Source organism: Jonesia denitrificans DSM 20603 (genome assembly GCF_000024065.1).
Lineage (GTDB): Bacteria > Actinomycetota > Actinomycetes > Actinomycetales > Cellulomonadaceae > Jonesia > Jonesia denitrificans.
Window position 1 is genome coordinate 28,990 of the sequence record NC_013174.1, and the last position, 12,892, is coordinate 41,881.

10 protein-coding genes are annotated in these 12,892 nt (G+C 48.4%); 8 read left to right on the top strand and 2 right to left on the bottom strand.

The window, feature by feature from the left end:
• Positions 1-33: 33 nt before the first annotated feature.
• Both JDEN_RS00140 and JDEN_RS00145 read left to right on the top strand, forming a co-directional pair.
• Positions 34-669, top strand: coding sequence for a hypothetical protein (locus JDEN_RS00140; RefSeq protein WP_041287743.1), 636 nt, complete (start codon positions 34-36; stop codon positions 667-669).
• Between the two features lie 210 nt (positions 670-879).
• Entirely contained in the window at positions 880-1,464 is a 585-nt protein-coding gene (locus JDEN_RS00145) for a TetR/AcrR family transcriptional regulator (RefSeq protein ID WP_012805810.1), read from the top strand.
• A 39-nt stretch (positions 1,465-1,503) separates the two neighbouring features.
• Here the strand turns inward: JDEN_RS00145 and JDEN_RS00150 are convergent, their stop codons facing one another.
• Positions 1,504-2,667: an MMPL family transporter gene (locus JDEN_RS00150; protein ID WP_049754370.1), complete on the bottom strand. Its 1,164-nt coding sequence runs from the start codon at positions 2,665-2,667 to the stop codon at positions 1,504-1,506.
• 280 nt (positions 2,668-2,947) lie between these two features.
• Between JDEN_RS00150 and JDEN_RS13570 the strand changes: the two genes are divergently transcribed.
• The 6 genes from JDEN_RS13570 to JDEN_RS00180 are packed head-to-tail and all read left to right on the top strand — an operon-like array spanning position 2,948 to position 10,707.
• Positions 2,948-3,982, top strand: coding sequence for a glycosyltransferase (locus JDEN_RS13570; protein WP_012805812.1), 1,035 nt, complete (start codon positions 2,948-2,950; stop codon positions 3,980-3,982).
• On the top strand, positions 3,979-5,055 hold the full coding sequence (locus JDEN_RS00160) for a glycosyltransferase (protein WP_012805813.1): 1,077 nt from the start codon (positions 3,979-3,981) through the stop codon (positions 5,053-5,055). The genes JDEN_RS13570 and JDEN_RS00160 overlap by 4 nt, the downstream gene beginning before the upstream one ends.
• Positions 5,052-6,095, top strand: a complete 1,044-nt coding sequence (locus JDEN_RS00165; RefSeq protein ID WP_012805814.1) for a polysaccharide pyruvyl transferase family protein — start codon at positions 5,052-5,054, stop codon at positions 6,093-6,095. Before JDEN_RS00160 ends, JDEN_RS00165 begins: the two co-directional genes overlap by 4 nt.
• Positions 6,092-8,002 carry a glycosyltransferase gene (locus JDEN_RS12835; RefSeq protein WP_012805815.1) on the top strand — a complete coding sequence of 637 codons (1,911 nt, stop codon included), beginning with the start codon at positions 6,092-6,094 and terminating at the stop codon, positions 8,000-8,002. Before JDEN_RS00165 ends, JDEN_RS12835 begins: the two co-directional genes overlap by 4 nt.
• Positions 7,995-9,458, top strand: coding sequence for a lipopolysaccharide biosynthesis protein (locus JDEN_RS00175; protein ID WP_012805816.1), 1,464 nt, complete (start codon positions 7,995-7,997; stop codon positions 9,456-9,458). The genes JDEN_RS12835 and JDEN_RS00175 overlap by 8 nt, the downstream gene beginning before the upstream one ends.
• 25 nt (positions 9,459-9,483) lie before the next feature.
• Entirely contained in the window at positions 9,484-10,707 is a 1,224-nt protein-coding gene (locus JDEN_RS00180) for an O-antigen ligase family protein (RefSeq protein ID WP_041287745.1), read from the top strand.
• 820 nt (positions 10,708-11,527) lie between these two features.
• Here JDEN_RS00180 and JDEN_RS00185 read toward each other — a convergent pair.
• Positions 11,528-12,850 carry a UDP-glucose dehydrogenase family protein gene (locus tag JDEN_RS00185; RefSeq protein WP_012805818.1) on the bottom strand — a complete coding sequence of 441 codons (1,323 nt, stop codon included), beginning with the start codon at positions 12,848-12,850 and terminating at the stop codon, positions 11,528-11,530.
• Between the last annotated feature and the right edge of the window lie 42 nt (positions 12,851-12,892).

The window sequence follows — 12,892 nt, forward strand, 5'->3', positions numbered from 1 at the left end:
CTGCATTCCCACCCAGCGCTGAAGGAACCCGCCATGGTGCATCAACACACCACACCCCTGTGGTCAGGAACAACACGCGCCATACAGCCATGTTCAGCAGCCGCGGTACGCGCCACACGGACGCCGGGCGAGGCGGGCTGGTTGCGCAGGTCGCGCATCGGCAGGTTGGTTGTGGGGGTTGCCGTGCTGGGTGTCCTCGTGGGGTGCGCAGGGCAGGGCCGTGACGATGTTTCAGCCGATCATGCTGTGGTCATGCCTGACTCCGTTGCACCGGGTGCAGTATTTCGAATTAAAACGGTGGACGGCTGGCATATCCGGCAAACATGGGTTCGTGCGACACCTGCCGATGCGTTTCACGAGGATGGACCGTCAGGTGACGACCCTGTCGATGACCCAGTCGGAGCGAAAGGCCCCGCTGATGGCTCAGCTATCGGCCCCGGCGACAACCTCACGCAGGAGTGGGTGCTCGTCGCGACGACAGACGGCAGCCCGCCCTACGCTCACCCGGGCGGCGCCACCGAAGATGTCCTCAACGTGGAAACGCAAACCCTCCAGTTGGCGTACGCTCCAGAGACGGTGGCCGGGAGGTATCGGGTGTGTGTCACAGTGTCATTGGTGACCGACGATGCGGATATTCGCGAGGTATGCGACACAATGACCGTTCGATAGGTGTGCGGCTCGTCCTCAGCCCGCCCCACCCGCCGCCCATGTGGACCGTTGTTGTTGCGTCAGTGTGGAAATAGTTGGTCCTTACGCAACCACAGTGGTCCTTTCGGCGGTGGGGTTCGTGGCTGGAGGACGCATCGGTTGCGGGGAAGGGGAGCGAGGTGCGCAATCGGGAGCGATGGGCATGAGCGAAGGGTCGTCCATAATGGGGGGATGCCTAAGATTTCAGCTCCAACTGTGGCCGAGCACCGCGCGAATCGCCATGCGGCTCTTGTTCGTGCTGGTGAGGAAGTGTTGCGCGAAGAGGGTTTGGCTGGGGTTACCCCAGGGCGCGTGGTAGCGCGGGCAGGATTGTCGCGGTCGAGCTTTTACGACTACTTTGCCACGAAGGACGACTTGCTGATCGCGATCGCGCGGCACGCAATTGAACAGTGGAACTCCGAGATCGACGCTGCATTGGCAGAGGTTGATGCTGGGCTACCGGCGTTACGGCAATTCATCGAATCAACGATGCGGATGACCGCTGACGGGCGGCATGACATTGCCAATGCGGTTCGGGAAGCGAATCTTTCGCCGTCGAGTATGGATGACCTCATGGCATTCCACGACAAGCTCATAGGTCCCGTGGTTTCTATTTTGTCTGAGCTAGGAGTCCCATCTCCGCAGGTCAAGGCCATGTATGTGCAGGGTCTTTTGAATTCTGGTGTGCAGATGGTGTCACATGGTTGTGACCCAAATGGTGTCGCCGATGAGGTGTTCCAGATCGTGACCAAAGGCGTGGTCCAGGAAGATTCATAAGATGTCAGGCTTCGCCCGAGTGCCTCTCGCCCGAACGCCCTAGGTTCGCGTGTGGACCATTATGCACGTTTGGGTGCAGATAGTTGTGGTCCATACGCGATCAAAATGGTCCACACAGAGGGGTGCAACGGGGCACCACGTAGTGCTTGGGCCGTGGGCGGCGGGTACGCCGAGGCCGCGGGTGAGGGGGATGGTTGCGAAGATGAGGGAGAGGAGCGCGAGCACCACGGTGACGTTGGAGGCGAGGATTGCGGGGAGGGTGGCGCGCCACGCGGTGGCGAGGGCGTCGCGGTGGTTGGGGGTGGTGGTGAGTTCTTCGCGGTACCGGGAGATGAGGAGCAGGGCGTAGTTGGTGCTGGCACCGAACATGAGGACGCTGATGATTCCGGCGTCGAAGTCGAGGTTGAGCCAGGTGCCGGTGGTGGCTGTGATGCGCCCGGCGAGTCCGTCGGCTAGCGCGACCACGGTCAGGGGGATGAGCCACAGGATGGGGGAGCGGTATGTTCCGATGAGGAGGACCGCGACGATGCCGATGGTGATGAGTAGGAGGGTGATGTCGGCGCCGTCGAATGCGGATGCGATGTCTGCGCCGAAGGCTGGCCCCCCGGTGACGGTGATGGTGAGTACGGGTGGGGTGAGCGTGCCGATGCGCTCTCTGAGTTCGTTGATTGTGGTGGCGGTGTCGCTGTTGGTGTCGCCCACGGTGATGGGGTGGGTGATCAGTGCGGCGTTGCCGTCGTCGCTGATGAGGACACGAGGGGGAGTGGGGGAATCGTTGGTGGTGAGGGTGTTCGCGATGCTGGTGAGAGTGTCGTGGTCAGCGGGCGTGAGGGGTGTGGTGTCGGTGCGGGTGGCGACGAGAAGCACTGTTTGGGTGTCAGCGTCCGGGAATGTTGCAAGGATGTCGGCGACTTGGGCGGATTCGGACGAGGCGGGGGCTTTCCCGCTGCGCTGTGGGGCTTCCACCGAAGAGAACGCACCAAAGAGCGCAACCATGACAACGAGAGCGAGAAGAATCGACACCCACGCGCCGCGCCGCGACACAAGACGCTCAGCTAAACCAGTGCGGGTAGTGGTGTTGGGCGGGACCGCGGCCATGGACTGACCAGCGACGGGAGCAGGGACAGCAGCGCCGGGCTGAGCAACGGTGTTGGGTTGAGCAACGGTGTCGCTGCGATGGGTGTTGTCACGTGTGGAAGCCATACATCCAGTGCACCAGCACCGCGTTGACCAGCACATCAACCAACTGTGCGAACCTCACCTCAACCAAACGGTTGAGGTGTCGATAGTATCTTAGGTGAGCAGTCAAACGCTCGTGTTTTGGGTGACATAATACAACCGATAGTTGAGGATGGAAGGACAAAATCGAGCCATGTCGAAGAAGAGAATGAGGGGTGAAATATCGTAAAAAAGACCAAAAAACCTTTGCAACTGATAAAATACACCGGACAACAGTGAGTCTACTGAAAGAGCGTACAACGCCGTGGTAAGAATTCTTCACGTCACCGAGTGTTACGCGGGTGGCGTTAGAGATGCGATTGAAATGATCGCTGATCTCACTCCAGAAAACGAACACTACTTACTTTACTCTGGCTCTGATCTAAGTGTAAATCAATCCAAAAGGTATGTCGAGACAGTAAAACTGAGTAGCAATAAAGCCATAGCTCTACTCAAAATAAAATCACTAGTGCGTAAAGTTGACCCTGACTATGTGCATGCACACTCAAGTTGGGCTGGTTTATATACCAGAGCGAGAAAAATCGAAGTACCTGTTATTTACCAACCGCACTGCTTTAAATTTGGTGAAGCTACAAGAATACAATTAATCTCATTTTTAGTAAAAGCTATAGAAACGCTATTAGCGCCGAGAACTCTAGCGTATGTCGTGCTTTCTGAGCAGGAAAAAGAGTACGCACAAATGTTATCGACAGGCGTGCGATGTCATTTTCTACCTAATGCGACCAGATTGCGGACGGGGGAAAGTAAAGGAAATGGTGAGATTGGAATTGGACGGCATGTCACTATGATCGGCCGGATATGCCCTCAGAAAGACCCGCTCTTTTTCGCGAAGGTTGCCAAATATGTTATTTCAAAAAATCCTGAAATAAAATTCCAATGGATTGGTGATGGAGATGGAAGACTAAGAAAAAATCTTGAAAAAGCTGGCGTGGAAGTTAAGGGGTGGAAAACAAAAGAAGGGCTTGCAAGCGAATTGATGGAACCCTTTCTATATTTTCATAGTGCACGATACGAAGGATTCCCGATCAGTCTGCTCGACGCAATAAATACCGGGCACCGGGTAGTTTTGAGAAAAATTGGAGCATTCAAGGATCTGAAACTGCCTCAGTTCGATACCGAGATTGAATGTGGGGAGTACATTCTCAGGATCTTTAGGAACCAGCGAGGCGATGGAAAAGAGACTGTAGAGACGCAACGGATAATAAAAGAATACTCGACAGATCGACAGCGTCTAAGCCTGCAACAGTTATATGTGCACGGAAAAGAAGGCAAGAGATGAAGAATTCAATATTAATCGTTTGCCCGTGGTTAATGAATGGTGGAGCGCAAAAGGCGCTAATAGGTATCCTGAAGAGACTGCCGAAATCAGAAATTAAGCTTCTAATACTTTTCTCTGGGAACACAGATCTAACCGAATTTGATAAATACGCAAATAATACTCTTGTGCTTAACCATTCACGTTCAGTGTCTGGAATCGTCCGTGCAGCTCGAGATATTAGACACCAACTGAAAGATTTTCAGACCGTTTACTCTCTAATGCGAGCGAGTCATCTAGTTATGGGTTTAATACCAAAAAGATCCCTAAAAGACAAGCGATTAATAGGCAGTCTTCATCAATTACCTAGTTCGGATAGGACTACTTTCATTGGTAAACTAGAAGATCTTCTAGTGAAGAGATATCTTAGGCAGGTAGACTACATCACCGCACCCTCAAAACGAGCTCTCGCGGAGGCAGTAGAGTACGGCTATAGCGAAGACAAGAAATGCATTTATGAACCCAACATTATCGACTTTATTTCAAACAAGGCACTCGACGTACGACAAGGTGACCTAGATGTAATAAAGCTGGTGGCAGCTGGGAGGTTAACCGATCAAAAAGGGTTTGATCGAATCCCGGAATTACTGAAACAAGTAACGTTACCGGTCCATATAAAGATTCTTGGTGATGGACCTGATCGAGACAAGATTCATAATATTTCACGAGATCTTTCCCCTGAAAATAAAGTAGAATTGGTCGGCCACGTAGATGATGTCGGCCCATACATAGATTGGAGTGATGCGATTTTTATGCCAAGCCGAGCTGAATTAAACCCAGTGTTTGTATGGGAAGCGTTTTCTAGAGGACGAGGCGTTGTCGCGAGCGAATTACCAGTTTTTAAGGATCTCAGGAACGAATACAACTGTGTAATACTATTCTCAGACACTAATGATCTTGAAACTGGCCTGCAAAAGTTGAAATATCAATGTTTTAGAGAAGAATTGATGGAGCATGCTATCCGAGCAACTAGCGACTACAGGAAGAGCATAGAAACGTCGAAGTTGATCGAAGTTCTGAAAGGGAAAATGTCGTGACGAAAGTGCTTTTGCTACATGCATATTCGGCAAAAAATACGGGCGATGGATTATTAGTCGATTCCGCAATAGAATTTCTAAACGAATGCTATGAAGATCCTGAAATTACTTTATTGGCAAGTTATCCGAATACTTTTGCTGATAGAAAGTGTAGAGTTCTTCCCATTCTTCCAACATCTGCCGACTGGTTTAAGACCATTAATGTCCTGATTCGAGCCAGCTGCTTCGATCTCGTCTGTGGAGTTGGGGGTGGGTATCTTCGCTTTGGCAAGCCGATTGAGTCCATAAAAACTTCTCTAGTGCATCTACCTCAACTGTTATTCGCGGCTTTTGCGCGGACTCCAAGTATATATCTTCCACAAAGCATAGGTCCGGTCAACAGATTTCAGCGTCCGCTGGTCTCGTATCTTCTTTCCAAAATTGATCTGATTGCATTACGTGACAACCGCAGTGTGAGTGAGCTAGCACTCAGTAATGTTCGGCGCATACCTGACATGGCGACATTTCGCATTTCTCCCGGGGTTGGTAGAAAAATTCATGTGGATGCAACTCCGGTATTATCCGTCCGAAACATACGTGGCCAGCTTCCGAGGGAAATACATCAGCTTTCGCAAGCACTAGGGGAGTATGACACTTTTGTGCAAAGTTCAGTGTCGGGTAATGATGACCGTGCTGCCACCGCGACATTGAACGGAACTAGAGAACTCTCAAAGGATGAACTTCTCGTCAACTCATCACAACCGCGGATAGTTGTGGCTGTCCGGCTTCATGCCGCTTTAATGGCTATAGCAGCCGGACATTATGTAATCCATTTAGCGTACGAAAGAAAGGGCTTTGGAGCCTTCTCTGATCTAGGGCTTTCTGAGTGGGTGCACAATGTTCACAACTTCGATAGTGCAACCGTTGCATCGCAGGTACGGTGTCTTCTCGATAGCAAAGAAACAAGAGAGAGATACAATCGAGCGCTCGAAGCCTCCAAAGAAGCTATACTCAATGGCCATTCGGAGCTTATTAGAGAAATGAAGAAAGTCCAAAAATGAAAACAGTACACGAGTCACTTACTGTCGTTATCCCAGCATTTAACGCCGAAAAAACCATTTTAAGTTCTATTATGTCTGCTCAGCGCGTTGGCGCTTCTCGCGTTATCGTCGTTGATGACGGTTCTACAGATAATACTCGCGACCTGGTGGCGACGACTGACGTTTTATTAATCTCTCAAAATAATATGGGAGCCAGTAATGCTCGTTATAAAGGTTTGGAGTTAGTCGAGACAGAATATGTGGTCTTTTTAGATGCAGACGATTATTTAGTTTATGATGGAGTTGCGCGATCTATTGAGATCCTTAATAAGAATATCCATTATTGTGTTGTTGCAGGTAAGGTTCAGCAGATATATAAAGAGCGGGTTATAAGAACAACCTCTACAGCGGTAGTGCCTCTCACTACAGTTGGATTATTACGAGTAGGATTTAGCGCCTGGCCCCCAGGTGCTGCTGTAATCAGGAAGAAGGCTATCCTGGAAGCTGCTGCTCTTGATATAGGATTTCTTAATACGCGATTCGCAGAAGATTATGAAATGTTCATTAGGCTAAGCGTGATTGGCAGGTTCTTTCAACATGAGCGGGTTTCTCTTGTGTACCAGCTACAAGGAGGAAAGTCCACGACAAATACAGAACTTGCCATTGAATCTAAAGAGGCGATACGTCGATTCTATTCACAAGCACTAGGAGTTCCGCTTAACGAAACATCGTCAGCACGGATTCGACTCTCATCGGCGATGAAGCAACTTCGAAGCGTGAAACTTGGAGGTGGAGTACTAAGCAAAATGCTTGCTTATAAAAACGTGGGAACAGCTTTGGTGGCGACCATGGCAAATAAGCTATTTCACCCAAAAAAGACTCACGAAAATGTAGATGTCCACTTGTGGCTTACAGGACAGGACGAGAACATTGGTGATTCATTATTACGTAGACCTTTGCTCGATTTAGCGAGAAGTTATGGTTTGGTTAGTATATATACCGGAAAGGCTAGTCGAAATTTCCTGTCAGGTTTGTGTTTACATGGGCACGAACTCCTTAATAAAAGTTTTATTAAATGGTTGCTAATTGTTCTCTCTTCAAGGGGTGGCATCGTCTTTGTTAATGCAGGTGAAATGAAGGTTTCTGGCAAAGGAAGCCTGAAGATTTTACTTTTGGTCTCAGCATCGACCTTGACACGTAAGAAGATTGTATGGCTTGGTGCAAGTTGTTTTGGCGGACGGGCTAGCTTTTTGCCAGTCTATCGGTGGCTTGCAACAAAGAGTACTGCTCTATACTTTAGAGATCAGGAAACGGCTGAACTACTAGGAAACGGCAGAACTATGCCTGATTGGGCGTTCAGTATTGATTCTCCAAATAATGTAGACAAAAATAGACGGTATCTTTCGCTTGTGATTAGGAGTGATCGTCCTAGACCTTCAGCGGAGTGGGTTGCTTGGGTAAAAGATTCGGCGTTGAAGTTAGATCTCAAAATAGTACTCGTTGTTCAGGTGCTTCGTGATAATACTTTATACGAGTGGTTCGAAGAGAATTTTGACGACGGAGTAGTAGTACCCTTTGAGGGCACAACTTCTCACTTGGCACAAGAAGCTTTAGTGAGAGAGGTATTTTCCGAGAGCTTGATAGTAATAGGAGATCGTTTACACGGTCTCATAGTTGGAGCAACCGAAGGGGCAGTGCCGCTTGGGTGGGTAGAATCTAGCAGCGGAAAAATTGCTCGGCACTTTTCACATTTAAACTTTGAGTCTACTTATCAGCACGAGGGCGACAGTGCCGCCAACTATCCCGTTCTTGATTCTTCAAGCGTCGATCAAATGAGACTAGCTTTATCGGAAATGATTGTTTCGTCGAAAAACGAATTATCATTGTTGGTCTCTGGACTATCGAAGCGTTTGGACGCAGATGTCTAGGGAAAGCAATAGTGAATCAAATTTGAGTCACAAAGCACTTAGAGGTGTCAAGGTTGTGATCAGCGGCCAGGTGTTACGCCTAATTATTACGGTCACAACGACAGTAATTCTATCAAGACTTCTCTCCCCGAGTGATTTTGGCGTTATGGCTGTCCTTTTAGCGATAGTGGCGCTAGCGGAACTGCTTAGAGATTTTGGCTTAACCACAGCAGCTTCGCGACTTCCAATAGACTCACAAGCGATAAAAAATTCACTCTTTATTATTAATCTGTTTGGTGGTTTTCTAGCTGTTCCCCTAGTCTACTTTGTAGTATCCTTATTATCCAGGATAATCGACTTTCCTGAGCTCGGAAGTGTCGTTCTGTACATACTTCCCGTGTTCGTTTTGAACGGCGCCTCCGCACAGTTCCGTGCTGAGATTAATTCGCGGCTCATGTTTACGAAGTTAACAGTTGTGGATACAGCACCAGCCGGGATCGGTTTACTTGTTGCGGTGTCCGCGGCTTACATAAGTCCAGGTTTATATGTTCTTGTTCTCCAACAGGTAGTCGTAGCTTTCTTCGGTCTAGTTCTAGCTGTTATTCTTTGTGACTGGAGGCCTGGTTTTACTTTTGATTTTAGGGGAATAGTACCTTATTTCAAGTTTGGAGTTTCGTTATTTGGAACTCAACTTATTGCTTATTGTACCAAAAACGCAGATACAATGTTGTTAGGCGCTGCTTACTCTCCTACTGTTGTCGGTTTCTATAACCGTGCCTATCAGTTACTCATGGTACCAATGAATCAAATCAGTGCTCCGCTCACCAGAGTATTCGTCCCATACCTATCCCGAGTTGCCCAGAAAAAGAGACTGCTAACAGATCACTTTTATGAATTATCCAAAGGAATGCTATTAACTCTAGGTACAGCATATCTTCTATTTTCCATAAATGCCGAACTGCTTATATCAATATTGTTGGGCCCTCAATGGGATCACGTTGTTACTATATTCCAAATTCTTGCCATCGGGGGTATATTTCGTTGTGCAATGCAAGTTTATTTCTGGGTGTTTCTTGCGATGAATAAAACCCGCGATCAACTTGTTTTCTACACATGGTCACAACCTTTAATCGTTTTAACTATGATTGGTGGATTGCCTTGGGGCGCTACAGGTGTCGCGGCTGGGCACACTGTCGGCTATGGTTTGAACGTAGTTTTATTGAGCTTTGCGGCAGCTCGTTCGTGTGATATTCCTGTCAGAGTTAGCGCTACCGCTTTTGGTTTGGTTTTCTCACATATTTATTTGCCAGGAGTTGTCGTTTCCGCTGGAGCAAGTCGGTTTATTCAAGGGAACGTAAGTTTGCTTTTAGCCTCTATTTCCTCCTTCAGTATTTTAATCGCTTTGCATATATATAGAAATAAACGTTCTTTAAGCACCTTAAGAGGTATTTTAACAAGTTCCAAGAAAGGTGCGTGATTTAAACTTGAATTCGGTAAGCTCGGTGGACAAGTTTTCTCAGACTAAACGTGTAAGTATAGACACAGTTCTGTGGCTTTTAGTTGCGTTCACTCTCCCTTTTCAGCAATTGCTCTATGTCATTTTCTCGCAAAACGTTAGATACTTTCCTTTGCTTGTAGGAATTATTGGCGTATTGCTAGGTCGGGTTTATCGAGTCAATGGTTTCGGTATTCTCATAGGTGCGAGTTTTTTGATACTCGCAGCCGGATTTATTTCAGGGAGTAATTCAAATGTTCCATCTAGTACGCTTGTGGCTACTTCGTTCGTAGGTTTTGTCCTCTTTACATCTCTTTCATTGAGTTTTCAAATAAGGCACTTCCGTTGGTTTACCAAAACTATGCTAGTGCTGTTTCTAGTTGCTCATACGCTGTCCATTGGCGTCGCGTTCGCTCAAGCGGTAGGGATTGACGCTTTCGGTCTTTCACAACGAGGTGGAAGAGTAAACGGGCTCGCCTATCATCCGAATGTTCTTGGGATTATATCGGTCCTCGTTGTACTCTTTCTTACTGGTTTCATTTTCAAGAACCGTGGCTCAATAGTATGGGCGGGTTTTCTAATTTTGGCGAATCTGTATGCCATTGTTTTAAGTGGTAGCTTAAGTTCTTTGTTAGCCCTACTGGCGGGACTCGCTATTTTTCTCAATAAGTTAGGAGTGTGGGAAAGGTTTATAGTCCTCTTCTACTCTTTTGTTGCTCTTTTGTTTGTTTTTTCAATAGGTACTAAGCCTTTTTTGAGACTACTGCCAGATTTTACACAGGAAAGAATGAGGGTAGTTCTCGGCGAGCAGTCGGGAGGTGTCGCTTCTGCGGAGATTAGGTTTCAGACTTATAACCACGCATTGTCTTACATATCACGTGATCCCGTAGTAGGGGTTGGCATGGATTCGATGAACCAGAGCACTGTAGCTTTAGATCTTGTCGTTCATAATTACCTACTTCGCGGATGGTATCAGGGGGGATTTCTTCTGTTTGTTGGCTTCCTGGTATTAACTATCTATTATTTATGGCAAGCTCAGAGGCTGGCTAGGTTTGGCCATCTTGAGTTTTCTTCGATAATTGTTGCGTTGTTTGCGTTTGCCTTGACGTCGGCATTTTACACTCAGTCGAATTACTGGTTACCAATCATATTTTGTGGAGTGTTGGCTTCCTCTTTTGAGGATCGATTTAAGTCTACTGTGAACCAGGTGACGGCTCCTATAGCTGAATAGGTTTTATAAGATAATTCTAGGTTATGCTTGTTCTAGCATCTCTTATTCTAGGCTCTTTTGATCGGATTATGTAGAATTTTCACATGCCGTGTATCCGGATTATTGAATTACGTAATTCAAGTCGTCTCCGCGCACCTAGTCTTTATGCTTTGTGTCTCCTAAGCCATCTCAGACCTGCGTTCTCCGGTAGTCCAGTATGTCGTGACAGAAAATTGTGGAAAACGAATGCATGTAGTCGAAGGCTAGGTTTATCCCTCTGACTTCCAGGATAAGACCCACGACAGGGAGGGGCGTCAGTTTCTATATGTACCGCTGAGGCAGGATGAATTCGTTTCGATGGTGTGATGGCATGGTTTGCCTCGGCTATTGGATTTTTTTTGATGTTGGCTCAAAGTATGTGATAAAGAGCTTTTCAGATCGTCATTTCCTGATTTTATCAACTAAATTTTCGTCGTCCCAAAGGACAGGGCTCACGGGGTTCAAGATCTCCAACACTGTGGATCGGTATCGGAACCACATTGAAAGACTCATAAACCTGCATGGGTGTTGCGGCGGATGAACACTTCGCGGCGGAGGCCGCCCAGAGGTTTTCCAGATCTCAGTAGTAGTTGAACAGACACTGACCGTATTGATGCCTTGCAGCCATCCCGACCACATTCAATACCGTCGGCCAAAGACTACGCAGGGACTAGATCAAAGTGATCAACGACCACTTTGCGATACCGAGTTAGGATTGAGAACTACCGCGAGGCATATCTCTAAACACGATCCGACACCAAAAAGTCAGGTCACTCCTACGCCCCAGTTACGATGAACCGGTCTATCTACCAAGACCAAAATAGTTCCACTCTGCCAAGGACCATTGGACCGGGACGAGCGCGTTGCGACCGTCTATAAGATTCTTCTCGCGGACAAGTGATCCAACAAACGTTGGGTCGAGTTGTTTGTACTCATCCCATTCAGTGACAAGTAAAACGAGGTCAGCGCTCTGGAGCGCCTTCTCCGTAGAAAGTTCGTAGTTGATTTGGGGATGCCGCTGCTCTGCGTTCGGAATGCCTTGTGGATCAGTCGCAACAACGTCTGCTCCTAACCCTTTAAGCCTTACAGCGACATCAAGTGCGGGGGAATCACGGACATCATCCGAGTTCGGTTTGAACGTCAGCCCAAGAACAGCCACTCGCTTTCCATTGAGAGAGCCTCCGAGCACTTCAGTTGCAAGTTCAACTACCCGCTCTCTGCGCCGAGAATTGATGTCGTCCACTTCACGGAGAAAGGTCACTGATCGTCCGACGCCCAGCTCCTCAGCTCTTGCTATAAGCGCCCTGATGTCTTTAGGGAGGCAACCACCACCGAAACCAACGCCAGCATTGAGGAAGCGGCGCCCAATTCTCTCGTCAAGACCAATCGCGTCCGCGAGCTGAGTCACATCAGCACCAGTCGCCTCAGCTATTTCAGCCATGGCATTGATAAAGCTAATCTTGGTGGCGAGGAAAGCGTTCGCTGAAACCTTCACAAGCTCAGCAGTCGCGTAGTCAGTGACAAGTCGCGGTGTCCCTGTCGCGAGAATCTGTTTATAGACGTCATCGAGCACCTGTAGTGACCGCGCTCGATCACCAGACTCTAGCTCTTTGGCGCTTAACCCATAGACAACACGATCAGGTTCTAGGGTGTCTTTGACAGCGAATCCTTCTCTGAGGAATTCAGGGTTCCAGATGAGAGAAGCGTTTGGGTGGATGGCCTGAAGCTTGTTCGCCAGTTCTTGAGCGGTGCCAACTGGAACAGTGCTCTTTCCGACAATGACAGCGTCTGGACGCATGTGCTGAGAAAGCCCTTCGAACGCTGCCTCAACATACTGCATGTCCGCGGCGTCACTGTGCGGAAGCTGTGGCGTCCCCACACCAATGAAATGCACGTCGCAGTCGGCAACTAGGGTGATATCTGTGCTAAAGGTCAACCGCCCACTTTCATGTGCACGGGAAAGAATCTCTGGCAGATCAGGCTCAAAAAATGGTGGCTGGCCATTTTCGAGCATCGCGATCTTCTCTGAGTCGACATCAATTCCCACAACATCGTGACCCAACTCAGCCATTGCGGCCGCGTGCACCGCACCCAAGTATCCGCAGCCGATTACCGATACACGCACGTCAAACCATCACATTCTTCAGGAAGTCGGAGTCTTGTTTTG

Excerpts from the sequence above, each read along its gene's own strand:
- JDEN_RS00145 (WP_012805810.1), top strand. The coding sequence starts at position 880 with ATGCCTAAGATTTCAGCTCCAACTGTGGCCGAGCACCGCGCGAATCGC.
- JDEN_RS00160 (WP_012805813.1), top strand. The coding sequence starts at position 3,979 with ATGAAGAATTCAATATTAATCGTTTGCCCGTGGTTAATGAATGGTGGA.
- JDEN_RS00175 (WP_012805816.1), top strand. The coding sequence starts at position 7,995 with ATGTCTAGGGAAAGCAATAGTGAATCAAATTTGAGTCACAAAGCACTT.
- JDEN_RS12835 (WP_012805815.1), top strand. The coding sequence starts at position 6,092 with ATGAAAACAGTACACGAGTCACTTACTGTCGTTATCCCAGCATTTAAC.
- JDEN_RS00150 (WP_049754370.1), bottom strand. The coding sequence starts at position 2,667 with ATGGCTTCCACACGTGACAACACCCATCGCAGCGACACCGTTGCTCAA.
- JDEN_RS00140 (WP_041287743.1), top strand. The coding sequence starts at position 34 with ATGGTGCATCAACACACCACACCCCTGTGGTCAGGAACAACACGCGCC.